The organism is Streptomyces sp. NBC_00344 (genome assembly GCF_036088315.1).
Taxonomy (GTDB): Bacteria; Actinomycetota; Actinomycetes; order Streptomycetales; family Streptomycetaceae; genus Streptomyces.
Genome location: NZ_CP107996.1, coordinates 4,081,614 through 4,105,766, shown reverse-complemented (window position 1 = coordinate 4,105,766; position 24,153 = coordinate 4,081,614). Strand labels below are relative to the sequence as shown.

Here is a 24,153-nt window from a genome sequence, read left to right as displayed (position 1 = left end):
AGGTGCGGGCCGGCGAACAGCCGGACCGGATACCTGCACAGTGAAGAGATCCTGCTGAAGGGACCTCGGGAAGGTCAGCCCTCCGCGGGCGCCCGCCCGGTCAGCGCGGCCAGACTGCTCCGCACATGCGACAGATGCGCCCGCAGCTCCTCCTGCGTCGCGTCGCTCTCCCGGAGCATCCGCTCCGTCTCCCGCTCCGTACGCTCCGCCCGCGCCGTCGCCAGTGCGACCAGCTCCGCACCCCGGGCCTCCGCCTCCTCCTGCTCCTGAGCCGCCGACTCCTCCGTCGCTGCCAGAACCCGCTGAGCGTCCGAGAGCCGGCCCTCCGCACGGGAGATCAGTTCCGAGTGCCGGGCATCGAAATGCTCCTCCCTGGCCTGGAGTTCACTCTCCGCGGCAGCCCAGCGCTCCGCCTGATCCTTCTCCTGCGCCGCCAGCTCGCCCGCACACCGCGTGCGCATCTCCCGCAGCACGGCCAGCGCCTCGCCGCGCCACTGCTTCACGTCCTGCCTCGACCCGATCCTCAGCTCGTCCGAGGTGGACTGCGCGGCGGTCAGCACCTGCTGCGCATACGCCTCACCCCCGGCCAGCAGCTCATCGGCGTACGCACGCGAGGCATCCCGCAGCTCCTGCTCCGCGGCGCGGGCCTCGTCACGCAACCGCTCAGCCGCCTCCCCGGCATCGGTACGCAGCGCTTCGGCCTCCGCGTCCACCAGGCCGATCAGAGCCCGGGCCCGCTCGCCCAGCGACTCGTACGTCTGCGGGGCCAGTTCCGCTACCCGCTCCCGCAACTCGGCGGCCGAGGCCGCCATCTCCTTCTCGAGCACCGTCAGCCGCGCGGCACGCTCCCACGCCTCGTCGCGGTCCGCCGAGAGGCCGGCGACAAACCGGTCCACCTGTTCCACCCGGTACCCACGGCCCCGGACACCGGTGAAGCCATGAGGTGACTCCGATGCTGCACTCATCCTTCAAGCCCCTCTTCGAACACAACACGCGACACGGCACGCGACACGGCACTCAACATGACCCGGCGCACATCCTGATGGATCATCGCGAAGCGCCCATAACGCGACACTCCGCCCATCCGAACCTCCAGGATGCGGCAACCCGGCTCAGAAGTCGGCATCACAGCGCCGAACACCCGCAGCATCCGGACACGCGCAGCGCACACGACAGAGGCGTCCGGCCGCGAATACCGCGGCCGGACGCCTCTCGAAGGACCTGCCCGGGTGCTCGCCCGGACCCCGATCAGAACCCGATCAGAGCAGTCCGTCCCACATTTGTTCCAGCAGAACCGACCACCAGCTCTCCGGCGAACCGAGCGCCGCCGGATCCAGCATCATCAGCTGCGCCTGGAAATCGACCGTCCAGCGGCCCGCCTGCTCGGGCGTCAGCCCGAACCGCAGGCGCCACATACGGCCCAGCAGGGCCAATGACCGCACGAACTCCGGCAGCCCGGAGTTCACGAACTGCGGCGGGACCGGCTGACCACCAGGGCCCGCCTCCACCGGCACGGCCACGATGTTCGCCGTCCCGTACTGCACACAGATCGCCCGGCCGAAGTCGGACCCCATCACCAGATACGACCCCGCGTCCGAAGCAGGCTGCACCTGACGCTGAGCGGCGAGTTCGGCCAGCGTCGGCACCGGCTGGTTCGGCACGGCCTGCGCCCAGAAGAAGGGACCGAAGTCCAGCGGCAGCCCCGCCCACACCAGCGTCTGCGCCACGATGTCCGGCACGCCCTGACGCGAGACGGACCGCTGGTCGAAGCGGAAGACACCCTGCGGCCCGAAGCTCTGCGCCAGCTCGTGCGCGACCCCCTCCGGAGGAATCGGCGGCATCGGCTGAACCGCCGGCAGCGGAGCCCGCACCGGAGCCGGACGCGCAGGACCGTCCGCCACCTGATGCAACTCGCCCTGGTGGGTGAGCAGATGCTGCATCCCCTGCTGACGGCTCGCGTGATCCCTGCCGTACGGGGCCACGCTGGTGATCCGGACCTGCGGCCAGGTCTCCCGGATCATCCGCGCGCAGTAGCCACCCGGCAGCTCGCACGACTCCAGCTCCGTATGCAGCTCGATCACCTGCTGCGGCGGCACGTTCATGGCCCGCAGCTCATGCAGCATCTGCCACTCCGGATGAGGAGTGCCCGGCGCCGAACGCCGGATGAGCTGCTGCTCGGAACCGTCCTGCGCACGGAAGCGCAGCACAGCCTGATAGCCGGGCCCCACCGTCGGCAGCCCTGAGGGCTGCTGCGGCGGATACCCGTACTGCGGCGGACCCACCGGACCAGGTGCCGGAGGCGGCGGACCCACCGGACCAGGTGCCGGAGGCGGCGGACCCACCCGACCGGGGGCCGGAGGCGGCGGACCCACCAGACCGGGACCCGCCAGCATGGTCTCCGCATGGTGCACACCGCCACCGGCGCCCCCACCGGACGGCGGAGAAGCGGGCGGACCGGGCGGACCAGGATGCTGCGGCGCACCGGGAACCCCGGGCGGGCCGGGCGGCTGCGGCGCACCGGGAACCCCGGGCGGCCCCGGAGGCTGCGGCACACCCGCACCGCTCCGGCCACCAAGACTCGGATCGGCGAACATCGTCGCGGCATGGTGCACATCGCGACCGGCGCCCCCGGCGGACGGCGGAGGCGTGGGCGGGCCGGGCGGGCCGGGCGGCTGCGGGCCTTCCGGACCGAGCTGCGAGACCAGCTGGGTCGGCACGTACCCGCCGGCCGGCGCCGCCGGAGGCGGCACCGAAGCTCCGGGCCGCGCACCCGGCGTGCCCGGCGCACCGGGCGGAGGCGGCGTGGAAGGGCCACCACCGCGCGGGGTCCGCGGCACCCGAGGCGGCGCCACCGCCTTGCTGGTCGCCGCGTCGTAGATGTCACCGGACCCGTCACTGTCGCCGAGGCCGGCGCCGGGCTGCACCGGAGGCTGCGGCAACGGCTGCGCCCGATGCGGCTCCGGGCCGTCGACCGCGGGCGCCACCGTGGTCCGTGGCAGCCCGCTGCCCCCGGACATCAGCTCCGTCCTGGCCTCCGGCCGCACCCCGGGCGGCGGCGTGCCGTCATCGTCGAAACCGGCCAGCGGCGGCGCGAACACCGTCGCGGGCAACGGCACCGAAACATCGTCAGCACCGGAACCCGCATTGGTGTCCGTCCCCGCCCAGGGGGTCCCGCCCAGCGGGACCCCCTCGTTGGCCGTCGGCTCGTGACCGGCACCCGAAGCACCGGCCCCCGGAACACCCGGCCCGGACACCGCCGGCTCCGGAGAAACCGGCTCAGGCAACCCGGCTCCCGCGGAGTCAGCCCCCGAACGCCGGTCGGGAATACCCAGCCTGTCCGCCGCGTCCTGCAACCACTCCGGCGGAGTCAGCAGGAACGACGTCTGGTTCAGATCGATGCGCTGCGGCGGCTCCGGCGCCGCCGGCTCATCGCCCGCCGCCCCGTACTCCTCCTCGTAACGGCGGACCACCTCGCCCACCGGCAGTCCCGGCCACAGCGTCGCCTCACCACTGTCCCGCGCGATCACCAGACGCTGCCGGCCACCACCGCCCGAAGGACCGTCCGCACGGTCTTCCGCCCACACCACGAAACCGAGGTCGAACTCCCGCACCCGCACCTCGCGGTGCTGATACGCGGGCACATCCCCGTTGACCCACTCCTCCGCGCGCTCCTGCGCCTGCGCAAACGTCACCATCGGTTCATCACCCCTCGGCCGAGACCGGGACGGCCTGCGCGAAGCCACCATCCACCATCAGATTCGCCACCGTCTCCAGCTCCGGCGGATTGCCCGCGAGCCGGTCCAGGAACGCATCGAAGTCGTCGCCACACGGCAGCAACAGCCGTTCCACCCGCTCCGCCGGCGGCCAGTCGTCCCCGTCACGGGCGTCGTCGTAGGCGCAGAACCAGACCGACCCGGTCCCGCCGCCCTTGACCTTCACCGCCAGCAGACCGCCCTGGACGAATCCGACACCGAGGTAGTCCTTGGTCAGATGGTCCCGCAGGCACTTGTTCACATACACCAGATCGTTCATCGCGGCCTGGTCCCGCACCGTGAAGAACGGCTGGTCCACCAGCAGGCCCAACTCCGCGTCGAGGGCCGTACCCACCGGAGCACAACCGCCCGCCGCCTTCAGGAACGAACGGTAGGCACCGGGAAGCCGGTACCCCAGATCCTCCTCCGCACCGAGAACCAGCTGCTCGCCGACCGCCACCGAGCCCTTCGGCAGCCCGAAGTGGACGGGGCGGGTGTCCTGCAGCGGACGCGTGCCCCGCTTCGACTGGTCGACCGCCGCCGTCGCAAGCCCGCCGTGATGCCGCAGCAGCGCCTTCACCTCGACGGGAACCAGTTCGAGCCGGCGCCCGCCCGGCACGTGATGCCACGTCCAGCCGTGCGGAGTCGCCACCTCCGGAACCGTGTCCCACAACTCGTGCCCCGAAGCGGAAAGCGCCGCGTTGGCCGACACATAGTCCGTCAGCCGCAGTTCGTCGACGCCGAACCCCTCGGGGGGTTCGGCGATCTCGGCGGCGGCACGCGCATACGGTGAGAAAACCGGAAACCCGTTCCCGTCCACCCGCACACCACGGGGGTGGCGCGCAGCCCTGACCGGGTCCGGGAAATTCACGAGCTGCCCGGTGTAGGCCGCATTCGGTGGCGCGGCTTGCTGCCCGAGCCGACCTGTCGTCATGGCGGTTGCCCCCTGCTGCGAATGGCTTGGTGACGACAGCCTATGCGCTGGGGCAAGACAGCGACCCGCACCTCCATCGCAGTAACGGACTGTCACGTTCGGGTGACGACGAGCCGACGCAACACACCGATCCAATGCCCCAGCTTCCGCACCACCGGCCCCATTTGGCAGGCTGACCCACGCAACTCGCGGGCGTAACACCAGCAGCAGCCACTGCGGGGTGGGAGGGGTACCACTGCCATGCACACCACACAGTCACCACAGACCGGACCGTCGGGCGATCCACGCCTGCGCTGGAGCAGCAACGAGTCCCGGCCACCACAACTGCGCCACCGGCGCGACGGCATCCTGCCCACGGTCGCCGCCGCGCTCTCCGTACGCGGCGCCGACACCCTCACCTCCACCGCGGGCAAGGCCGACCAGCCCCCCGCGCTCCACCCACTCGTCCAGGACTTCCTCGCCACCCTCACCAACAGCCAGCGGGAGCGCTTCACCGGACGCTGCCCCGAGGCGATCCTGCTCTCCCGCCACGTCACCGCCACCGACGCCGCCCGCTCCAAACGAGCCGCCCGCAAACCCCTCACCAACGGCGAAGCCCGCCGTACCCTGAAACACGCCAAGATCACCGCACGGCGCATCCGCGAGGACGGGGACCCACTGCACGGCAGCTACGCCCCACCCTGCCGCTCCTGCTCGGCGATGCTCGCCCACTTCGGCGTACGCGCCGTCGACCCCACCACCGAGAAGGGCTGAACCACCGCAGATGGAGCCGCACCCGTCGGACGCACCGAGCACCCGCTTCCCCGACGCCGTCGACGCCGCACTGCGCCAGGCGGGCTGGCAACCGGGCCGCTGGGACATCCGATGCGCCGAACAATGGGCCGACGCACTGCGCGCCCACGTCTCACCCGCCGGCCACCGCCACTCGGTCTTCCCCGCCGCCGTCGAAGCCTGGGCCGAGTTCGGCGGACTCCACATCACCGGCCCCACCCCCGGCCGCCAGACCGCGCCCGCCCCGGTCCGCATCGACCCGCTCGCCGGGCTCCATCTCGCCCGCACCCTCGCCGACCTCGGCCGCGCCCTCGGCACCGAGATCGCACCGCTCGGCGAGGAAGGCCAGAGCCAGGCGCTGCTCGCGATCGACGCGGACGGCCGCGTCTACAGCATCGACCACACCGGCGACTGGTACCTCGGCAAGGACATCGACCAGGGGCTCGGCACCCTCGTCAACGGCCTCCAGCCCATCCGCCTGGGCGCCGGCTGACCCGGCCCGGCAGGGGGGGCCGCCACGCCCGACCGGGACCGGCGGTTCCGACCGGACGGCCCACGCGTCAGCATCAAGCGGACGACTGGTCCGGCAGCACCGCCGACACCCGGAATCCACCGGCATCGGTGGGCCCCGAGACGAATACCCCGCCCAGCGCGGTCACCCGCTCCCGCATGCCGACCAGACCGTTCCCCCCGCTGGGCAGCCCCGCATCGGCCACCCCCGCGTCCGAAGGCCCGTTCTCCACCTGCATCGCCACCTCGGCTCCCCTGTGCGCAAGCCGCACCCAGGTCTTCGCCCCAGCCGCGTGCTTGTGCACATTGGTGAGCGCCTCCTGGACCACCCGGTACGCGGTCTGCTCGACCAGCGCGCCGTAGGCCCCCACCTCGCCCTCCACCAACAGCTCCACCACCATCCCGGCGGCTCGCGACTGCCCGACCAGCACCTCGAGCTCATCGAGACATGGCCCGTCCTCCCCCGCCGCGGCTGCTGCCGCGGCCGCGGCAGCAGCGACAGCGGCCAACGGCACCGCGACAGGCGCCCGCACCGGCTCCCCCGAACGCAGCACCCCGAGCATCTCCCGCAACTCCGTCAACGCCTGCCGCCCCATGTCCCCCACCAGCGCAGCGTTCCTCACCGCCTTCGCGGGATCCTTCAACGCGACCGCCTGCAACGCGGCCGAATGCACCACCATCAGGCTCACCCGGTGCGCGACGACGTCATGCATCTCCCGCGCGATCCGGGTCCGCTCCTCGGTACGTGCCCACTCGGCACGCTCCTCGGCCCGGTCGGCCAGCAGTGACAGCTCACGCTCCAGGCTGTCCGCACGCTCCCGCAGACTCTCCATCAGCCGCCTGCGCGCCCCTATATAGAGCCCCAGCAGCACCGGAGGCGCCGTCAGCCCCAGCGACATGAACACCGAGCCGAGCACCACGAACAGCATGCCGGGGTCGTCCTCGTCGGTGCCGATTCCGTGCCGCAACCGCACGAACGTCACAATCAGCGTCCCGACCATCGCCATCGCGGTCAGCGAACCGGTCAGCCGGCGCGGCATGTCCGACGCCGCGAGCGTGTAGAGGGCGACGATGCCCATCAGGACACCCATCTCGGCCGGCGTGACCGCGATCGACACCAGCACCACCGCGATCGGCCACCGTCGCCGCAGCACCAGCACCGTCCCGGCCAGCAGCCCGAACACCACACCGACCGGCACGGGCAGCCCGGCCTGCCCCGAGAAGTCGACACCCTCCAACGCACACTCGAGGGCCGACACCACGGCCAGCCCCACATCCAGCGCGGCACTTCGCCGCCGTTCCCACCACCACCAGCCACGGGCGGTCAGTCCCGTAGCCGTGGCGTCGTTCGCCCCCGTTGCGCTCATGCCGTCCAGCGTACGGGCGGGGGCCCGTTCAGCCCACGTGTTTCATTGCGGGAGGTTACGTGCGATACGAGGCTGCCACTCGAACTGGTGAATCGCCCAGGCTTTCGAACCAAACACTGGCATTCAGGACGAAGCTCGTGATGTGACGGAAATCAGCAGCAAGTACGGCGACTTCGAGGCACTTCGGGAACAGGCGATCACCTTGCGGCGGGAGGGCCTGAGCCGGCGCCAGATCCGCGACCGCCTGAAGATCTTTAACAACGACCTCCTCAATGCCGGGCCGCCCTTCACCAGCCGGAGAAGTCGAACGGCAGCAAACCAAGCGCGACGCGGCGGCAGAGATCGGCCCCCTGAGCAAACGAGAACTGTTCCTGGTCGGCGTCAGCCTCCACTGGGCCGAAGGAACCAAAGCCCACGGGGGACAGGAGCGCGTGACGTTCATCAACAGCGACCCGGACATGATCAACACCTTCCTCGCATGGCTACGCCTGCTCGACGTCGGCACAGGTCACCTGCGGTTCCATGGACACATCCATGAATCCGCAGATGTGCCGGCAGCCGAACAGTTCTGGGCTGAACTCGTCGGCGAAGGCAGCACATTCGGCAAGGCGACGCTCAAGAAGCACAAGCCGCAGACCAACCGCCAGAACACCGGCGTCGGCTACCACGGGTGCTTGACCATCCGCGTAAACAAGAGCGCCAGCCTTTGTCGTCGCATTGAGGGCTGGAGGTACGGCATAGTGTTAAGCGCCAGTCCGGCAACCTGACCAAAAGTCCGGTTGATACGGGTTCCATCCCCCATGGTGTAATCAGGCAGCACTGCGATTTTTGGTGTCGTATGTCCAGGTTCAAATCCTGGTGGGGGAGCCACCGTGCGGGTCCTGACCGTCACCAGTCAGGACCCGCCCCCATTTCCGCCCGGAAACGCCCCGGTATCCTTCGGTTGTCCATCACCCGAAGCCGAAGGGCATCACCGTGAGTGCGAATCCTCCCCAAGTTCTCGGCTCCGCTCGGACAGGGGAGACCCCGCCGGCAGCGGTCGTCGTACTCGCAGCGGGTGAGGGCACCCGCATGAAGTCGGCGACTCCGAAGGTCCTGCACGAGATCAGCGGGCGCTCGCTCGTCGGCCATGTGGTCGCCGCGGCCCGCGAGCTGGAGCCCGAGCAGCTCGTCGTGGTCGTCGGGCATGAGCGGGAGCGGGTCAGCACTCACCTCGGCGACATCGACCCCGGCGTACGCACCGCGGTGCAGCACGAGCAGAACGGCACGGGGCACGCGGTCCGGATGGCTCTCGAGGAGCTGGGCGCCGAGCCCGACGGCACCGTGGTCGTCGTCTGCGGGGACACACCGCTGCTCACCGGCACGACCCTGGCCTCCCTCGCCGCGACCCATACCGCCGACGGCAACGCCGTGACGGTGCTGACGGCCGAGGTGCCGGACGCCACCGGCTACGGGCGGATCGTCCGGGACCACGCGAGCGGTGCGGTGACCGCCATCGTCGAGCACAAGGACGCGTCCGAGGGCCAGCTGGCGGTCCGGGAGATCAACTCGGGTGTGTTCGCCTTCGACGGGCGGCTGCTCGCCGACGCGCTGGGCAAGGTGCGCAGGGACAACAGCCAGGGCGAGGAGTACCTCACCGATGTGCTGGGGATCCTGCGCGAGGCCGGACACCGGGTCGGCGCGTCGGTCGCCGGGGACCACCGGGAGATCGTCGGCATCAACAACCGGCTGCAGCTGTCCCAGGCGCGCGCACTGCTGAACACCCGGCTGCTGGAGCAGGCGATGCTGGCCGGGGTGAACGTGGTGGACCCGGCATCGGTGTTCATCGACGTGACCGTGACCTACGAGCGGGACGCCGTCATCCACCCGGGCACCCAGCTGCTCGGCGCCACTCATCTCGCGGAGGGCGCGGAGGTCGGCCCCAATTCGCGGCTGACCGACACCACGGTCGGCAGATTCGCGCGGGTGGACAACACGGTGGCAGACGGCGCGGAGGTCGGTGAGCACTCGACCGTCGGTCCTTTCGCCTATCTGCGTCCGGGGACGAAGCTCGGCGCCAAGGGCAAGATCGGGACGTACGTGGAGACCAAGAACGCCACGATCGGCGAGGGCACGAAGGTGCCGCACCTGTCGTATGTCGGCGACGCGACGATCGGCGAGTACACCAACATCGGTGCCGCCAGCGTGTTCGTGAACTACGACGGTCAGGACAAACATCACAGCACGGTCGGGTCGCACTGCCGGACCGGTTCGGACAACATGTTTGTGGCGCCTGTCACGGTCGGGGACGGTGCCTACACCGCGGCCGGCTCGGTGATCACGAAGGATGTGCCGGCCGGGGCACTGGCCGTCGCCCGGGGCCAGCAAAGGAATATCGACGGTTGGGTGGCCCGCAAGCGCCCCGGAAGTGCGGCAGCGCAGGCCGCTCAGTCCGCGTCGGAGGGGTCCGGCGGCGAAAGCTGACCGGATTCAGTCACGTTCATCTGCGCGTACCGTGATAGACGCACGCCCCTTGACCTACGGACAGGGGCCCGGGGGCAACCCCGGGGTTACATACCGCCGGCTGGCTCGCCCAGCAGCAATCAACACGTCTGAGGAGACTGTGCTGTGACCGGGATCAAGACGACCGGCGAGAAGAAGCTGATGCTCTTCTCCGGCCGCGCCCACCCCGAGCTGGCCGAGGAGGTCGCATCCACACTGGGTGTCGATCTGGTGCCGACCAAGGCCTTCGACTTCGCGAACGGTGAGATCTACGTCCGCTTCCAGGAGTCGGCCCGTGGTGCGGACTGCTTCCTGATGCAGAGCCACACGACCCCCATCAATCAGTGGATCATGGAACAGCTGATCATGATCGACGCGCTGAAGCGGGCCTCGGCCCGCAGCATCACGGTGATCGTGCCGTTCTACGGCTATGCCCGCCAGGACAAGAAGCACCGTGGTCGCGAGCCGATCTCGGCGCGTCTGATCGCGGACCTGATGAAGACCGCGGGCGCCGACCGTATCCTCACGGTCGATCTGCACACCGACCAGATCCAGGGCTTCTTCGACGGCCCGGTGGACCACCTGTTCGCGCTGCCGATACTCGCGGACTACGTGGGCGCCAAGGTCGACCGGCAGAAGCTCACCATCGTCTCACCGGACGCCGGCCGGGTGCGGGTCGCCGACCGCTGGTGCGACCGTCTCGGTGCGCCGCTGGCGATCGTGCACAAGCGCCGGGACAAGGACGTCGCCAACCAGGTCACCGTGCACGAGGTGGTCGGTGAGGTGAAGGGCCGCGTCTGCGTGCTGGTGGACGACATGATCGACACCGGTGGCACCATCTGCGCGGCCGCCGACGCACTCTTCGCCAACGGCGCGGAGGACGTGATCGTGACGGCCACCCACGGTGTGCTGTCGGGTCCGGCCGCCGACCGGCTGAAGAACTCGAAGGTGAGCGAGTTCGTCTTCACGAACACGCTGCCCGACCCGGGCAACCTCGAGCTCGACAAGATCACGGTGCTCTCGATGGCGCCGACCATCGCGCGGGCGGTGCGCGAGGTGTTCGAGGACGGTTCGGTGACGAGCCTCTTCGAGGAGCAGGCGTAACGAGCCGGTTCGACCTAGATCGATTTCAGTACGGCCTCCCTCGCCGGGTAGACTCACGGAGTTGCTCGGCGAGGGAGGCCGTACGTTTGCGTACGGGGCTCCGTTATCGACGCGCTCTTCGTAGCAGGCCGCGGTTCGTGGCCGGGTGACCCGTCTGTTTTCGTCATTTCATCTACGAGGAGTGCCACATGGCTGAGGTCAAGCTCACTGCTGAGGTCCGTACCGAGTTCGGCAAGGGCGCCGCCCGCCAGACCCGTCGCGCGAACAAGGTTCCCGCGGTCATCTACGGCCACGGTGCCGAGCCGGTTCACATCTCCCTTCCGGGTCACGAGCTGATGATGGCGCTGAAGACCGCCAACGCCCTGCTCAGCCTGGACATCGACGGCCGTACCGAGCTGGTCATCCCGAAGGCTGTTCAGCGTGACGCGATCAAGCGCACCCTGACCCACGTCGACCTGCTCGCGGTCAAGCTGGGCGAGAAGGTCACCGTCGAGGTCTCGGTGCACGCCGAGGGCGACCTGGCGCCGGGTGCGAACCTGCTGGAGTACGTGCTCAACACCCTGACCGTCGAGGCCGAGGCCACCCACATCCCCGAGTCGGTCACCGTCTCGGTCCAGGGTCTGGACGCGGGCGACTCGATCCTCGCGAAGGACATCACGCTGCCGTCCGGCACCGTTCTGGACATGGACGAGGACGCGGTCGTCATCCAGATCGTGGCCGCGCAGGCCGAGGAGCCGGCTGCTGACGCCGACGCCGCCACGGCCGAGGGTGCCGAGGCCTGAGCCAGGCCCTGAGCGATTTCTCGTTCGGCCGCCGCCCGCGCCATCAGGCGCGGGCGGCGGCCTGCTGTTCACCGGCTGTTCTCAGGGAGACGTGCAGATGACGACCGATCCGTCCGCGCCGTGGCTCATCGTGGGCCTGGGCAATCCCGGGCCCGAGTACGCGGCCAACCGTCACAATGCCGGTTTCCTGGTGGCTGATCTGCTGGCCGGGCGTATCGGGAGCAGGTTCAAGTCGCACAAGGCGCGGGCGCAGGTCGTCGAGGGCAGGGTGGGCCCGCCCGGGCCGGCGAACCGCCGGGTGGTGCTCGCGAAGCCGATGTCGTTCATGAATCTCTCGGGTGGTCCGGTGACCGCGCTGCGGGACTTCTACAAGGTGGAGACGGCGAACATCGTGGCGATCCACGATGAGCTGGACATCGACTACGGTGCGCTGCGGCTGAAGCTGGGCGGCGGCGACAACGGTCACAACGGTCTGAAGTCGATGACCAGATCGCTGGGGCCGGACTATCACCGGGTGCGGTTCGGCATCGGGCGCCCGCCGGGCCGGATGCAGGTGGCGGACTTCGTTCTGAAGGACTTCTCGTCCGCGGAGCGCAAGGAGCTCGACTATCTGGTGGACCGTGCGGCGGACGCGGTCGAGGCGCTGATCACCGGTGGCCTCGAGCGGGCGCAGACGGCGTACAACAGCTGACGGCCGGCGTGGTCCCCTCCGACCCGAGTTGACCTGACGTGGCCCTATGGCCAAGGATCGCGCCCCATGAAGCGGAGTCATGGCGTCCTCCTGTATGCGAGCCGGGCAGCGATGGGCTGTGTCGCGGCGCTGATCCTTGTCGCCGGGTTCTGGTCGTCATGGGGGACGGCGCAGCATGTGATCCTGTCGAAGGGCCGTGATCACGGCACTCTGACGGTGAGTTCCTGCGAGCGGGACGTCTGTACCGGGCGCTATGTGCCGTCGGCGGATTCGGCGCCGCATCCCGGGCTGCGGATCGATGAGTCGACCGCGGTACGCAAGGGTGAGCGGCTGCCCGTGGTGGTGCGTCCGGGATCGGACGAGGCGATACGGACGGGGACGGCCGGGATGCTGCATGCCTGGGTGCCGTTCGGTGGGGCGCTGGTGCTCGCGGCGCTGGTGATCGCCGGTGGTCTGCGGATGTCGCGTACGGCCTGGGCGGCCGGGGTCGCGGGCGCGGCGCTGCTGGTGGCGGCTTTCGCGGTGCTCTGAGCCGTCGGACCGTGGGGTGTGGGGGTCCGCGCCCGCATGGACTCATCCGTGCGAGACGGCTCCGCAGTAGGGCGCCGATGACGGCTCCGGCGATGACTGAACCGACCTGCCCCAGTGCGTTGTTGACTCCGGACGCGGCGCCGGTCAGGACCAGTGGCGCGGCGAGGCCGGTCCGGGGCGGTGCGGAGTGTGACACGGGGCGGGACACGGGTGCGCCCCGCCGCTCACGCCGGGATGCGGCGCGGGGGGCGGGGCGCTGGGGTCCGTCGGTGGATCAGCCGGTGTTGCGCAGACCGGCGGCCACTCCGTTGACGGTGAGGAGCAGAGCCCGGGCGAGGGTGGGGTCCGGTTCCTCGCCGCGCTCGGCAGCTGCCCGCTGACGGGCGAGCAGGGAGACCTGGAGGTAGGAGATCGGGTCCAGGTAGGCGTCGCGGATGCCGAAGGTCTGCTGGAGCACCGGGTGGGAGTCGAGCAGCTTCTGGCCGCCGGTGATCCGCAGTACCTCGCGGACGGTGAGCTCGTGTTCGGCCTCGATGTCGGCGTAGACGTGCTTGAGCTCATCGGGCACGAGGGTGTCGACGTAGTGGCGGGCGATCCGCAGGTCGGTCTTGGCCAGGGTCATCTCGACGTTGGAGATGAAGTTCTGGAAGAAGTGCCACTGCTCGTGCATCTCGTCCAGGACGGGGTCCAGCCCGGCTTCGCGGAGCGCCTTGAGGCCGGAGCCGACACCGAACCAGCCGGGCACGATCTGCCGGGACTGGGTCCAGCCGAAGACCCACGGGATGGCGCGGAGTCCGTCGAGGCCCGCGCCCGAGTCGGGGCGCCGGGAGGGGCGTGAGCCGAGGTGCAGTTCGGCGAGCTGGTCCACGGGTGTCGATGCGAAGAAGTACGCGGGCAGGTCGGGGTCCTCGACCAGCTTGCGGTACGCGGTGTGGGCCGACTCGGAGACGACCTCCATGGCGGCGTCCCAGCGGGCCAGTGCCTCGTCGGACTGCCGGGGCGCGGTGTGGAGTGCGGATGCCTGGAGTGTGGCGGCGACGGTCAGTTCCAGGTTTTCCCTGGCGAGCGCGGGGACCAGGTACTTGTCGGAGATGACCTCACCCTGCTCGGTCACCTTGATCTCGCCCTCCAGGGTGCCCCAGGGCTGGGCGAGGATCGCGTCGTGCGAGGGGCCGCCGCCTCGGCCCACGGTGCCGCCGCGGCCGTGGAACAGCCGCAGGCGCACGCCGTAGCGGTGGGCGACGTCGCGCAGCCGGCGCTGGGCGCGGTGGATCTCCCACTGGCTGGTGGTGATGCCGCCGAACTTGGAGGAGTCGGAGTAGCCGAGCATCACTTCCTGGACATCACCGCGCAGCGAGACGAGCTTGCGGTACGACGGGTCGGCGAGCATCTCGTCGAGGATGACGTCGGCGGCGCGGAGTTCGTCGGTGGTCTCGAGGAGCGGCACGATGCCGATCTTGGCCCAGCCGCCGTGCAGGTCGATCAGTCCGGCTTCGCGGGCGAGGACCGCGGCGGCGAAGACGTCGTCGGCGCCCTGGCACATCGAGATGATGTACGACTCGATGACTTCGGGCCCGAAGCGTTCGAAGGCCTGTGTGATGGTGTGGAAGACGCCGAGGGTCTTCTCACCCGCGGCGTCCAGCGGTGCCGGGGTGGGGGCCAGCGGGCGGCGCGACCTGAGTTCCTTGGCGAGGAGCTTCTGCCGGTAGTCGCGGGGCATGTCGGCGTAGCGCCAGGACTCCTCGCCGAGCCGGTCGAAGAGCTGTCCGAGCGCGTGGTGGTGGGCGTCGGCGTGCTCGCGTACGTCCATGGTGGCGAGCTGGAGCCCGAACGCGGCGAGGGTGCGGATGGTGCGGTCCATCCGGCCGTCCGCGAAGAGCCCGCCCCGGTGCTCACGCAGTGAGGTCTGGATGAGGGTGAGGTCGGCGAGCAGCTCGGCGGTGCCGAGGTAGTCACGGCCGTCCTCGTGAGCGGTGCCCTTGGCCAGGCGTTCGCGGGTGTTGACGAGCTTCTGCCGGACGCAGGTGGCCTTGAGCCGGTAGGGCTCCTCGGCGTTGAGGCGCTTGTAGCGGGGGCTGATCTCGGGCAGCCGCTCCAGGTCGCGCTGGAGGGAGGTGAGCAGTTCCTCGGTGGCGCCGGTGTAGCGGATGGAGTTCGACAGCAGACCGCGCAGATAGTCGATGAGGTCGATGGCGTCGGTGATGCCGTGCTCGTGCTGGAGGATCAGCACTTCCCAGGTCACCGCGGGTGTGACGTTGGGGTTGCCGTCGCGGTCACCGCCGATCCAGGTACCGAAGGAGAGCGGGCGGGTGCCCGGGGGCAGCTCGACGCCGACCCTTTCGAGTTCGGCCGCCAGGTCCTCGAGGACGTCGCCGACGGCGCCGGCGTGCAGCTCGTCGAGGTAGTAGATGGCATTGCGGGCTTCGTCGGCGGGCTCGGGGCGTACCACCCGCAGTTCGTCCGTCTGCCAGATGAGGTCGATGCTCTCGGCCAGCCGCAGGTCGTGCCTGCGCCGGTCGGCCTCGATGACGGGGGTCTCGAGGAGCTCGGCGATGCGCCGCAGCTTGTTCAGCACGGAGCGCCGTGCGGCCTCTGTGGGGTGCGCGGTGAAGACGGGGCGCACATTGAGGTGCTTGACCGTCTCGCGCAGGTGTTCGGGGTCGGCGTCCTTGAGGCGGTCCGCGGTGCGGGCGAGCAGTCCGCCCTCGGCGGCGCGCACGGCGCGCATCTCGCGTCCGCGGTGCACCTGCTCGGTGACGTTCGCGAGGTGGAAGTAGGTGGAGAAGGCGCGAACCAGCTTGGCTGCGGTCTCCAGACCGGTGTCCCCGAGCAGCGCGGCGGCTGCTTCGCCGTCCTCGCGGGTGAGGGCGCGGACGCGTTCGACCAGCTCCAGGAGTTCGGGGCCCTCCTGGCGTACGAGGGTCTCGCCCAAGAGGTCCCCGAGGCGGCGGATATCGGCGCGCAGCTCGGTGCTGGCGGAGGGGGCGGGGGTCAGGTCGGCACTGCTCACAGGTGCGGCTCCTTGCAGTGTTGGCACGACTGGCAAAGGGGGGTCTGGGGTGAAGCCCCAGAAGTCACAGAACGGACCGCGCTGTCCGACGACACGGGTCCAGGATAGGTGTCCGCCTCGCCGCTTCACCCGCGGCCCTTTGTGGTGCCCTTGCTGTGAGGCCGCTCGCTGACATACTTACGAGGCCGTAGGTTACGGAACCGTAGCCCGGCATCAGCCGCTTTCCTCACCCCACAGGGGACGTCCCTATGACCAATGGCCCCGATCTGATCGACGACGCCCGGAGCGATACACCCTCCGGTTCCTCCGCGACGCTCGGCGGAGACAAAAAAGGCTCCATCGAGCAGATCACCCTCCTGCTCTTCATCGTGGTGCCGTTTCTGGCCCTGCTCGCGGCGATTCCGCTCGCCTGGACTTTCGGCGGCGTGAGCTGGCTGGACCTCGGACTGCTGGTGGCGATGTACTACATCGGCTGCCATGGCGTCACGATCGGTTTCCACCGGTATTTCACCCATGGTTCGTTCAAGGCGAAGCGCCCGCTGCGCCTCGTTCTGGCGGTCATGGGGTCACTCGCGGTCGAGGGTCCCCTCGTCCGCTGGGTGGCCGACCACCGCAGGCATCACAAGTTCTCGGACGCCGAGGGCGACCCGCACTCTCCATGGCGCTATGGGGAGACCCTGCCGGCCCTGCTGAAGGGGCTGTGGTGGGCGCACATGGCCTGGATGTTCGACGAGGAGCAGACACCGCAGCACAAGTACGCCCCTGACCTGGTCGGGGATCCGGCGATCCGCTGGATCTCCAGGAACTTCATCTACTGGACGATGCTCTCGCTGGCGATTCCGCCGGTGGTCGGCGGTCTGGTGACGATGTCCTGGTGGGGTGCGTTCACCGCGTTCTTCTGGGGCTCGCTGGTGCGGGTCGCTCTGCTGCACCACGTCACCTGGTCGATCAACTCGATCTGCCACGCGGTGGGCAAGCGCCCGTTCAAGTCGCGTGACCGTTCGGGCAATGTGTGGTGGCTCGCGGTCCTTTCCTGCGGCGAGTCCTGGCACAACCTGCACCACGCGGACCCGACATCCGCACGGCACGGCGTCCTGCGCGGCCAGCTGGACTCCAGCGCTCGCCTGATCCGCTGGTTCGAGCAGCTGGGGTGGGCGTACAACGTGCGCTGGCCGTCCGCTTCCCGTATCGATGCCCGGCGCAAGAGCGAGCTCACAGAAACGGCATGATGGCAGACGTGGCGATCGAAGGCAGCAGTACCAGTGGTGACAAGCGCCGGCCGACCGTGTCACGGCGTGCCCGCCGGGTCCGTATGACCGGAAAGGAACGCCGCGAACAGCTGCTCGACATCGGCCGCATCCTCTTTGCCGAGAAGGGCTTCGAAGGCACGTCGGTGGAGGAGATCGCCGCGAAGGCGGGGGTCTCCAAGCCGGTGGTGTACGAGCACTTCGGCGGCAAGGAGGGCCTGTACGCGGTGGTGGTCGACCGCGAGATGCGCCAGCTGCTCGACCTGGTCACGGGATCGCTGACCGCGGGCCACCCGCGGGAACTGTGCGAGCAGGCCGCCTTCGCGCTGCTCGACTACATCGAGGAGTACACGGACGGTTTCCGCATTCTGGTGCGGGACTCCCCCGTGGCGCAGTCGACCGGCACCTTCGCCTCGCTGATCAGCGATATCGCCACTCAGGTGGAGGACATCCTGGGCAGCGAGTTCAAGGCCCGCGGCTTCGATCAGAAGCTGGCCCCGCTCTACGCCCAGGCACTGGTCGGCATGGTCGCGCTGACCGGCCAGTGGTGGCTGGACGTCCGCAAGCCGCCGAAGGCCGAGGTGGCGGCTCATCTGGTGAATCTGGCCTGGCACGGCCTGGAGAACCTGGAACCCAAACCGCGGCTGATAGGCCACCGCAAGAGCTGACGGCGGACGATTCCTGGGGCGCCCCGGGCGCAGGTCACGCTGTGTGACGGCGCCCGGGACCGCCTCACCCCGCCGGCGCCCCGGTCACCGCGGTCTCCGGTGCGTGCGGGTACAGCGGCCCGAGCGCGTTCATCCAGACGTTCCGTAGTGCGTTCGGCACGACGCCCGGCGCGTACGGACGGGCCGGCCGCTGAGATCAGCCGGCGGCCGGCTCCAGGAATTCGATGCGGTTGCCCGCCGGATCCCAGGAGTAGAAGCGGCGGTGTCCCGGCAGGTCCGTGTCCCACTGGACCCGGGCGCCGCGGGCGGCGATGCGTTCCGCGTATGCCTCGATACCGGCGACGCGCAGCGCCGGGTGGGCCTTCACCGACGGGCGGTGGTCCCGATCCATGCCGAGGTGCAGCTGGACGGGGCCCGCCTGGAACCAGCAGCCGCCGCGGGCGGCCAGGACGGGCGGCTTGGGGATCTCCGTCATACCCAGCGCGTCTGCGTAGTACGCACGCAGTTCGTCCTCGGTGCCGGGCGGTGCGGCGAGCTGGACGTGGTCGAAGGCGGCGATCATCGCTTCCCCCGCCGCGCGACGGCGAAGATCCGGCGGAACGGGAAGACCGTGCCGTGCGGGCCGGGCGGATAGGCCGCGCGGAGCAGGTCGCGGTATTCGGCGAGGAAGCCGGCCGTCGCCTGCGGGTCGTCCGCCAGTGCGGTGAGCACGGGGCGCAGTGCGGTGCCCTTGACCCAGTCGAGTACCGGGTCGTCGCCGGTCAGCAGCTGGAGATAGGTGGTTTCCCAGACGTCGGTGTCGCAGCCGAGGTCGCTGAGGCGGGTGAGGTAGTCGCCGGGCTCCAGGACCGCCGCCGTACGGTCGCCGACGCCGGACAGCCGGGGTTTCCAGCGCGGGGATTCGCGCAGCTCGGCGAGGATCGTGTGGCTGGGGGCGGTGAAGTTGCCGGGCACCTGGAAGGCGAAGGTGCCGCCGGGGGCGAGTGTGCCGAGCCAGCGGGGGAAGCGGTCCGCGTGACCGGGCACCCACTGGAGCAGCGCGTTGGAGACGATGAGGTCGTAGGTCTCGGTGGGGGCCCAGGTCGCGGCGTCCGCCGGTGCGAAGTCGAGCAGCGGGCTCGCGTACCGCTGGGCCTGTTCCAGCATCTGCGGGGAGTTGTCGTAGCCGGTGATACGGGCCTGTGGCCAGCGTCCGGCGAGCAGCGCGGTGACGTTCCCTGCTCCGCAGCCGAGGTCGGCGATGCGGGCGGGAGTGCCGGTGATGCGGCCGAGCAGGTCGTGGAAGGGGCGGGTGCGATGGTCCGCGTGGCGCAGGTACTGCTGCGGATCCCAGGTGGGTGCGGTCATGGGAGCAAGCATTCCCCCACATTTATCTCGATGTCAAGATAGTTGCATTCAAGAGACTTCATGTCGAGGGACCCTCTACACTGATCGTCATGGAGGACGAGGTCGACCGGCTGGTCGCTGCATGGCGCCGAGAGCGCCCCGACCTCGACGTGGAACCGCTCGAGGTGCTCAGCCGCGTGTCCAGGCTGGCCCGCCATCTCGACCGGGCCCGTCGGCTCGCCTTCGCCGAGCACGGCCTCGAGCCCTGGGAGTTCGACGTCCTGACCTCACTTCGCCGGGCCGGCGACCCCTACCAGCTCTCGCCGGGGCAACTGCTCACCCAGACCCTGGTCACATCGGGCACCATGACCAACCGCATCGACCGGCTCGCCACCAAGAGCCTCGTCGAGCGGCTGCCCGACCCCAGCGACCGGCGTGGCGTCCTGGTGCGCCTCACGGCCGAGGGCCGCGACCGGGCCGACCAGGCGCTGGCCGGACTGCTCGCCCAGGAGCGCGCGCTGCTCGCCGAGCTCTCCCGCGGCCAGCGGGGCGAACTGGCGAATCTGCTACGCCAGTTGACCGCCCCGTTCGACAACATCCCCGGCTAGGCCGGCCGGCCCCACGCCCGCCCTCCTGGCCAGCGCGACCGCGGCAAGGGTGGAATGCACACCGAGCTTTCCCAGCACGTTCTGCATATGGGTGCGCACGGTGTGCGGCGAGAGGAAGAGCCGCTCGGCCACGGCCTTGCGGCCGAGTCCGGCCACCATGCACCGCAGCACCTCGCACTCACGAGGGGTGAGCGACTCGACGAGCCGCTCACTCTCGGTGCGGTGCTTACGGGCCGCGGTCAACTCCCGCAGCACACCGGTGAGCAGGGCCGGCGGCAGATGCGTCTCGTCCCGCAGCACCCCCCGCAGCACCGCGAGCAGCCGTTGCAGCGAGCAGTCCTTGGCCACCCACCCGGACGCCCCGGCCTGCAGCGCGAGGGCGGCTCTGCGCGGTTCGTCCTTCTCGGCGAGCACCACGATCCGGACGTTGGGCCGGGCCGCCCGCACCCCCACCACCAGTGAGATGCCGTCCACCAGGGCGTTGTTCCCGTTGTCGGGGACCTCGACCGCACGGGCCCCCCAGGTCGCCGCGATGCCCAGATCGGCGTCGACCAGCATGACATCGAATCCGCGGCCCTCGGCGGCCGCCCGGTCCAGACATCGCAGCGCGGCGGGACCGCTGCCGGCCGCCGCGACATCGACATCGGGCTCGGCGGCGAGGGCCGCGGCGAGCGACTCGGCGAAGATGCGATGGTCGTCGACCACAAGAACCCGGATACGAACCACATGAACCCCCACGCTGCGTCCTTCAGGGGACAGGTCCGTTGCGGGTACGGCGCCCGGAAGACGGATGGCCGCCGTCGCACGGCCGCCGCCGTGAAGCCACTGCTACCCCGCCCCGGGGCGTCGTGCCGACTGCCTCGCCCCCTGATCGGCACCGGCCCCCACCGGTGCTGTTCCTCAGCGTACGGCGGGGGCGCCAGGACGGAAGGGAATTTGCAGAACTGGGCCGCGGGCGGAGGCCGGAGGCTTCGGGCGCACCGCCCGGGGCCCCTCGGTCAGGCCAGCCGGCGCGCCCCGGCGGACGGCGTCGCCACGAAGATCCGGGGCTCCGCGTAACCGGCCGCCGCGAATGCCTCGGTCACCGACTTCGACACCGCGTCCCGGTACGCATCCTCCACGAGGACGATCGCGGATCCGCCGAACCCTCCGCCCGTCATCCGTGCCCCCAGCGCCCCGCCGGCGTTCGCGGACTCCACCACCAGGTCCAGTTCCGCACAGGAGACGAGCAGGTCGTCGCGGAGCGAGGCGTGCCCTTCGGTGAGGACAGGACCGACCCCGCGGACATCACCGGCGCCGAGCAGCGTGATGGTCTGCTCGACCCGGTGGTTGTCGGAGACGATGTGCCGGACATAGCCCCGGACCGTGGGGTCGTCCAGCCGGGCGAGGGCCTCGGTCAGCTCCTCGTACGGCACATCGCGCAGGGCGGGAACGCCGAGTGTCCGGGCTCCCTCCTCGCAGCCCGCACGCCGCTCCGCGTACGCGCCGTCGCCCAGCGCGTGCTTCACGCGGGTGTCCACGACCAGGAGCTGCAGCCCCTGCGCGGCCAGGTCGAAGGGCACCTGGCGGGTCGAGAGGTCCCGGCAGTCGAGGTACAGCGTGTGGCCCTCGGTGCAGCAGGCCGAGGCCGTCTGGTCCATGATCCCGCAGGGGACACCGACGAAGGCGTTCTCGGCGCGCTGGGCGACAACCGCCAGGTCCTGGCAGTTCAGGCCGAGTTCGTAGAGATCGTTGAGGGCGAGCGCGGTGACGACCTCGAGCGCCGCGGACGAGGAGAGGCCGGCGCCGGTGGGGACGGTGGAGCTGAGGTGGATGTCCGCCCCGGTTATCGGGTGGCCGGCCTCCCGGAGCGCCCAGACGACACCCGCGGGGTAGGCGGCCCAGCTGGTGTTGGTGAGCGGCTCGAGTTCGTCGACACGGAGCTGGACGACGCCGCCGTCGATGTCCGCCGAGAACAGCCTCAGCACACCGTCGCCGCGGCGGGAGACCTGCGCGACCGCGGTGTGCGGCAGCGCGAGCGGCATCACGAAACCCTCGTTGAAGTCGGTGTACTCACCGATGAGATTCACCCGGCCGGGTGCGGCCCAGGTGCCCTCGGGGGCGGATCCGTACAGCTCCTCGAAACTCATGCCTCAGCAACTCCCTTGTTCTGAGAGAACTCGTTCTGGGTGAAAGCCCAGGCATCGGAGACGATGCCGGCCAGATCGGATCGCGAAGGGCTCCAGCCCAACCGCTCGCGCGCGGTGTCGGCGGAGGCGACGAGCACGGCCGGATCCCCGCCGCGGCGTTCGGCCGCGATCTCGGGGACCGGGTGCCCGGTGACCTTGCGGACGGTCTCGATGACCTCACGGACCGAGAAACCGCTGCCGTTGCCGAGGTTGCAGATCAGATGCTCACCGGCGGCGGCGGCGTCCAGGGCCAGCAGATGGGCGTCGGCCAGGTCCGCGACATGGATGTAGTCCCGGACGCAGGTGCCGTCCGGGGTCGGGTAGTCGTCCCCGTACACCGAGATCGCGTCACGGCGGCCCTGCGCGACCTGAAGAACCAGCGGGATGAGATGCGACTCGGGGTCGTGGCGCTCTCCGTACGTCCCGTAGGCACCCGCCACGTTGAAGTAGCGGAGCGAGACGGCGGCCAGACCGTGCGCCGCGCTCTCGCCACTGATCATGTGGTCGACGGCCAGCTTGGTGGCTCCGTACGGGTTGGTCGGGGAGGTCGGCGCGCTCTCCCTGATCGGCACGGTCTCCGGCTCACCGTAGGTCGCGGCGGTGGAGGAGAAGACCAGGGTGCGGACGCCGGCCGAACGCATCGCGGCGAGCAGCGCGGTGGTGCCCCCCACGTTGTTCAGCCAGTACTTCTCCGGGTTGACGACCGACTCGCCGACCTGGGAGGACGCCGCGAAGTGCAGCACCCCGTCATAGGAGGCGTCAAGCCACCTGGCGGAGTCCTGGATACGGCCCTCGATGAAGGCGGCGCCCGCCGGTACACCCTCGCGGAAGCCGGTGGAGAGGTCGTCGAGCACGGTCACCTCGTGCCCGGCCTCCAGCAGATGGGCGGCGACGATGCTGCCCACATATCCCGCGCCGCCCGTGACCAGATACTTCTTGCTCACTCGCTCGCTACCTCTCGCAGTCGCTCGGCCGCGGTTTCCGGCGGCACGTCATTCACGAAGACGTTCATGCCCGACTCGGAACCCGCGAGGAACTTCAGCTTGCCCGAAGTACGGCGAATGGTGAAAAGTTCGAGATGCAGGGCGAATTCACCCCGGTCGATGTGATGGCCCTCCAGCTCACCGAAGGGCGCCTGGTGCCATGCCGCGATGTACGGCGTGGGGGGCTCGCCCTCCCCGAAGATCCGGTCGAAGCGCCTCAAGAGTTCCAGATACATCTGTGGAAACTCTGTGCACGCCTCGTCGTCGAGGAAGCGCAGGTCGGGAACGCGCTTCTTCGGGTAGAGGTGCACCTCGTACGGCCAGTGCGCGGCATAGGGGACGAAGGCCACCCAGTGCTCACCGTCGAGTACCACGCGCGAGCCGTCCGCCAGTTCGCTGGCGATGACGTCGTCGAAGAGATTCCGTCCGCCGCTGCTCTCCTTGAAGTGCTCGGCCGAGCGGAGCATCAGCGCGGTGCGCGGGGTGACAAAGGGATAGCCATAGATCTGACCGTGCGGGTGGCCGAGGGTGACGCCTATCTCCGCGCCACGGTTCTCGAAGCAGAACACCTGCCTGATCTGCGGGAGTTCCGCCATCTCCGCGGTCCGGTCGGTCCAGGCCTCCAGGACCAGACCGGCCTGCTCCTCGGTGAGATCGGCGAACGACGCGTCGTGGTCCGAGGTGAAGCAGACCACCTCGCATCGGCCCGAGTCACCGGCGAGCGAGGGGAAGCGGTTCTCGAAGACGGCGACGTCGTAGTCGGACTCCGGGATCTCGCTCAGCCGGCCCTCACGCGAGGGGCAGAGCGGGCACTCGTCGGCCGGAGGGTGGTAGGTGCGCCCCTGGCGGTGCGAGGCGATCGCCACCGCGTCGCCGAGCAGTGGATCCCTGCGGACCTCGGACGCCGTGGCCACGGGGTCGAGCGGGCGCCGGTCGACGGCCTCGCGCACCGCGTCGTCCCGGGAGTCGTAGTAGAGCAGCTCACGACCGTCGGCTAGCCGGGTCGATGTCTTCTTCACGCTGGCGCTCCTCGCCCACTCCTAACAAACATAACCGAACACAACAAACCACAACTCAACAGCACAGTCAATGGGGCCGACCGGGTTCCCACAGAGGGCCACCGACAGGCCCCGCGTGCGCTTTACATCGGGACATAACAACCAGCCCGATCACAATCAAACAAAGAACACCAAGGAACTGTTCATTTTCTGAACACGGAC

The 24,153-nt window shown here is 69.9% G+C and carries 21 protein-coding genes, 1 tRNA gene and 2 pseudogenes; 13 read left to right on the top strand and 11 right to left on the bottom strand.

The window, feature by feature from the left end; genetic code table 11:
- Nucleotides 1-74: 74 nt before the first annotated feature.
- From OHS16_RS18565 to OHS16_RS18555, 3 genes are all read right to left on the bottom strand, one after another.
- The gene (locus tag OHS16_RS18565) at nt 75-965 is read right to left on the bottom strand and encodes a cellulose-binding protein (protein WP_328538330.1); all 891 of its coding nucleotides are present in this window, start codon (nt 963-965) and stop codon (nt 75-77) included.
- A 294-nt stretch (nt 966-1,259) separates the two neighbouring features.
- The gene (locus OHS16_RS18560; protein ID WP_328538329.1) at nt 1,260-3,695 is read right to left on the bottom strand and encodes an SUKH-4 family immunity protein; all 2,436 of its coding nucleotides are present in this window, start codon (nt 3,693-3,695) and stop codon (nt 1,260-1,262) included.
- Between the two features lie 7 nt (nt 3,696-3,702).
- Nucleotides 3,703-4,686 carry an SMI1/KNR4 family protein gene (locus OHS16_RS18555; protein WP_328538328.1) on the bottom strand — a complete coding sequence of 328 codons (984 nt, stop codon included), beginning with the start codon at nt 4,684-4,686 and terminating at the stop codon, nt 3,703-3,705.
- A gap of 240 nt (nt 4,687-4,926) precedes the next feature.
- On the opposite strand from OHS16_RS18555, the gene OHS16_RS18550 reads away from it, so the two are divergent.
- Together OHS16_RS18550 and OHS16_RS18545 are read left to right on the top strand one after the other, a co-directional pair.
- Complete coding sequence (locus OHS16_RS18550) at nt 4,927-5,439, top strand: YwqJ-related putative deaminase (RefSeq protein WP_328538327.1); 513 nt, start codon at nt 4,927-4,929, stop codon at nt 5,437-5,439.
- A gap of 10 nt (nt 5,440-5,449) precedes the next feature.
- On the top strand, nt 5,450-5,950 hold the full coding sequence (locus OHS16_RS18545; RefSeq protein WP_328538326.1) for an SUKH-3 domain-containing protein: 501 nt from the start codon (nt 5,450-5,452) through the stop codon (nt 5,948-5,950).
- Between the two features lie 73 nt (nt 5,951-6,023).
- Here the strand turns inward: OHS16_RS18545 and OHS16_RS18540 are convergent, their stop codons facing one another.
- A complete protein-coding gene (locus tag OHS16_RS18540; protein ID WP_328538325.1) occupies nt 6,024-7,334 on the bottom strand; it encodes a sensor histidine kinase in 1,311 nt (436 codons plus the stop codon).
- Nucleotides 7,335-7,476: 142 nt separating this feature from the next.
- Between OHS16_RS18540 and OHS16_RS18535 the strand changes: the two are divergent.
- The 7 genes and pseudogenes from OHS16_RS18535 (at nt 7,477) to OHS16_RS18505 (ending at nt 12,923) form a co-directional block, all read left to right on the top strand.
- Nucleotides 7,477-8,101, top strand: a pseudogene (locus OHS16_RS18535) (hypothetical protein).
- Nucleotides 8,102-8,128: 27 nt separating this feature from the next.
- Nucleotides 8,129-8,204: transfer RNA gene (locus tag OHS16_RS18530), tRNA-Gln, on the top strand.
- Between the two features lie 105 nt (nt 8,205-8,309).
- Nucleotides 8,310-9,797 carry a bifunctional UDP-N-acetylglucosamine diphosphorylase/glucosamine-1-phosphate N-acetyltransferase GlmU gene (gene glmU / locus OHS16_RS18525; protein WP_328538324.1) on the top strand — a complete coding sequence of 496 codons (1,488 nt, stop codon included), beginning with the start codon at nt 8,310-8,312 and terminating at the stop codon, nt 9,795-9,797.
- A 144-nt stretch (nt 9,798-9,941) separates the two neighbouring features.
- Nucleotides 9,942-10,919 (top strand): ribose-phosphate diphosphokinase, encoded by a 978-nt coding sequence (locus OHS16_RS18520; RefSeq protein ID WP_328538323.1) that lies wholly within the window; start codon nt 9,942-9,944, stop codon nt 10,917-10,919.
- Nucleotides 10,920-11,107: 188 nt separating this feature from the next.
- A complete protein-coding gene (locus tag OHS16_RS18515; protein ID WP_328538322.1) occupies nt 11,108-11,701 on the top strand; it encodes a 50S ribosomal protein L25/general stress protein Ctc in 594 nt (197 codons plus the stop codon).
- Nucleotides 11,702-11,798: 97 nt separating this feature from the next.
- Entirely contained in the window at nt 11,799-12,392 is a 594-nt protein-coding gene (gene pth, locus OHS16_RS18510; RefSeq protein WP_328538321.1) for an aminoacyl-tRNA hydrolase, read from the top strand.
- Between the two features lie 66 nt (nt 12,393-12,458).
- Nucleotides 12,459-12,923 carry a hypothetical protein gene (locus OHS16_RS18505; protein WP_328538320.1) on the top strand — a complete coding sequence of 155 codons (465 nt, stop codon included), beginning with the start codon at nt 12,459-12,461 and terminating at the stop codon, nt 12,921-12,923.
- A 274-nt stretch (nt 12,924-13,197) separates the two neighbouring features.
- Here the strand turns inward: OHS16_RS18505 and ppc are convergent, their stop codons facing one another.
- Nucleotides 13,198-15,933, bottom strand: a complete 2,736-nt coding sequence (gene ppc, locus OHS16_RS18500) for a phosphoenolpyruvate carboxylase (protein WP_328538319.1) — start codon at nt 15,931-15,933, stop codon at nt 13,198-13,200.
- Nucleotides 15,934-16,181: 248 nt separating this feature from the next.
- Between ppc and OHS16_RS18495 the strand changes: the two genes are divergently transcribed.
- The 3 genes and pseudogenes from OHS16_RS18495 to OHS16_RS32145 all read left to right on the top strand — a co-directional run.
- Nucleotides 16,182-17,162, top strand: a complete 981-nt coding sequence (locus OHS16_RS18495) for an acyl-CoA desaturase (protein ID WP_328538318.1) — start codon at nt 16,182-16,184, stop codon at nt 17,160-17,162.
- Nucleotides 17,159-17,848 (top strand): TetR/AcrR family transcriptional regulator, encoded by a 690-nt coding sequence (locus OHS16_RS18490; RefSeq protein ID WP_328538317.1) that lies wholly within the window; start codon nt 17,159-17,161, stop codon nt 17,846-17,848. The genes OHS16_RS18495 and OHS16_RS18490 overlap by 4 nt, the downstream gene beginning before the upstream one ends.
- A 125-nt stretch (nt 17,849-17,973) precedes the next feature.
- A pseudogene (locus OHS16_RS32145) lies at nt 17,974-18,042 on the top strand (hypothetical protein); the annotation flags it as partial.
- 2 nt (nt 18,043-18,044) lie between these two features.
- Here the strand turns inward: OHS16_RS32145 and OHS16_RS18480 are convergent.
- On the bottom strand, nt 18,045-18,410 hold the full coding sequence (locus tag OHS16_RS18480; RefSeq protein WP_328538316.1) for a VOC family protein: 366 nt from the start codon (nt 18,408-18,410) through the stop codon (nt 18,045-18,047).
- The gene (locus OHS16_RS18475) at nt 18,407-19,195 is read right to left on the bottom strand and encodes a trans-aconitate 2-methyltransferase (RefSeq protein WP_328538315.1); all 789 of its coding nucleotides are present in this window, start codon (nt 19,193-19,195) and stop codon (nt 18,407-18,409) included. Before OHS16_RS18475 ends, OHS16_RS18480 begins: the two co-directional genes overlap by 4 nt.
- 89 nt (nt 19,196-19,284) lie before the next feature.
- Here OHS16_RS18475 and OHS16_RS18470 point away from each other — a divergent pair, with 89 nt between their 5' ends.
- Entirely contained in the window at nt 19,285-19,782 is a 498-nt protein-coding gene (locus OHS16_RS18470) for a MarR family winged helix-turn-helix transcriptional regulator (protein ID WP_328538314.1), read from the top strand.
- On the opposite strand, the gene OHS16_RS18465 is transcribed toward OHS16_RS18470, so the two are convergent.
- From OHS16_RS18465 to galT, 4 genes are all read right to left on the bottom strand, one after another.
- Nucleotides 19,741-20,508 (bottom strand): response regulator transcription factor, encoded by a 768-nt coding sequence (locus OHS16_RS18465; protein WP_328540897.1) that lies wholly within the window; start codon nt 20,506-20,508, stop codon nt 19,741-19,743. The two genes, OHS16_RS18470 and OHS16_RS18465, sit on opposite strands and share 42 nt — an antisense overlap.
- A gap of 272 nt (nt 20,509-20,780) precedes the next feature.
- Nucleotides 20,781-21,911, bottom strand: coding sequence for a galactokinase (gene galK, locus OHS16_RS18460; protein WP_328538313.1), 1,131 nt, complete (start codon nt 21,909-21,911; stop codon nt 20,781-20,783).
- A complete protein-coding gene (gene galE / locus OHS16_RS18455; protein ID WP_328538312.1) occupies nt 21,908-22,894 on the bottom strand; it encodes a UDP-glucose 4-epimerase GalE in 987 nt (328 codons plus the stop codon). The genes galK and galE overlap by 4 nt, the downstream gene beginning before the upstream one ends.
- Nucleotides 22,891-23,952, bottom strand: coding sequence for a galactose-1-phosphate uridylyltransferase (gene galT / locus OHS16_RS18450; RefSeq protein ID WP_328538311.1), 1,062 nt, complete (start codon nt 23,950-23,952; stop codon nt 22,891-22,893). The genes galE and galT overlap by 4 nt, the downstream gene beginning before the upstream one ends.
- Between the last annotated feature and the right edge of the window lie 201 nt (nt 23,953-24,153).

Excerpts from the sequence above, each read along its gene's own strand:
- OHS16_RS18475 (WP_328538315.1), bottom strand. The coding sequence starts at position 19,195 with ATGACCGCACCCACCTGGGATCCGCAGCAGTACCTGCGCCACGCGGAC.
- pth (WP_328538321.1), top strand. The coding sequence starts at position 11,799 with ATGACGACCGATCCGTCCGCGCCGTGGCTCATCGTGGGCCTGGGCAAT.
- OHS16_RS18490 (WP_328538317.1), top strand. The coding sequence starts at position 17,159 with ATGATGGCAGACGTGGCGATCGAAGGCAGCAGTACCAGTGGTGACAAG.
- OHS16_RS18540 (WP_328538325.1), bottom strand. The coding sequence starts at position 7,334 with ATGAGCGCAACGGGGGCGAACGACGCCACGGCTACGGGACTGACCGCC.
- OHS16_RS18480 (WP_328538316.1), bottom strand. The coding sequence starts at position 18,410 with ATGATCGCCGCCTTCGACCACGTCCAGCTCGCCGCACCGCCCGGCACC.
- OHS16_RS18505 (WP_328538320.1), top strand. The coding sequence starts at position 12,459 with ATGAAGCGGAGTCATGGCGTCCTCCTGTATGCGAGCCGGGCAGCGATG.
- OHS16_RS18495 (WP_328538318.1), top strand. The coding sequence starts at position 16,182 with ATGACCAATGGCCCCGATCTGATCGACGACGCCCGGAGCGATACACCC.
- OHS16_RS18560 (WP_328538329.1), bottom strand. The coding sequence starts at position 3,695 with ATGGTGACGTTTGCGCAGGCGCAGGAGCGCGCGGAGGAGTGGGTCAAC.
- galK (WP_328538313.1), bottom strand. The coding sequence starts at position 21,911 with ATGAGTTTCGAGGAGCTGTACGGATCCGCCCCCGAGGGCACCTGGGCC.
- OHS16_RS18550 (WP_328538327.1), top strand. The coding sequence starts at position 4,927 with ATGCACACCACACAGTCACCACAGACCGGACCGTCGGGCGATCCACGC.
- OHS16_RS18470 (WP_328538314.1), top strand. The coding sequence starts at position 19,285 with ATGGAGGACGAGGTCGACCGGCTGGTCGCTGCATGGCGCCGAGAGCGC.
- OHS16_RS18555 (WP_328538328.1), bottom strand. The coding sequence starts at position 4,686 with ATGACGACAGGTCGGCTCGGGCAGCAAGCCGCGCCACCGAATGCGGCC.
- OHS16_RS18515 (WP_328538322.1), top strand. The coding sequence starts at position 11,108 with ATGGCTGAGGTCAAGCTCACTGCTGAGGTCCGTACCGAGTTCGGCAAG.
- OHS16_RS18545 (WP_328538326.1), top strand. The coding sequence starts at position 5,450 with ATGGAGCCGCACCCGTCGGACGCACCGAGCACCCGCTTCCCCGACGCC.
- OHS16_RS18565 (WP_328538330.1), bottom strand. The coding sequence starts at position 965 with ATGAGTGCAGCATCGGAGTCACCTCATGGCTTCACCGGTGTCCGGGGC.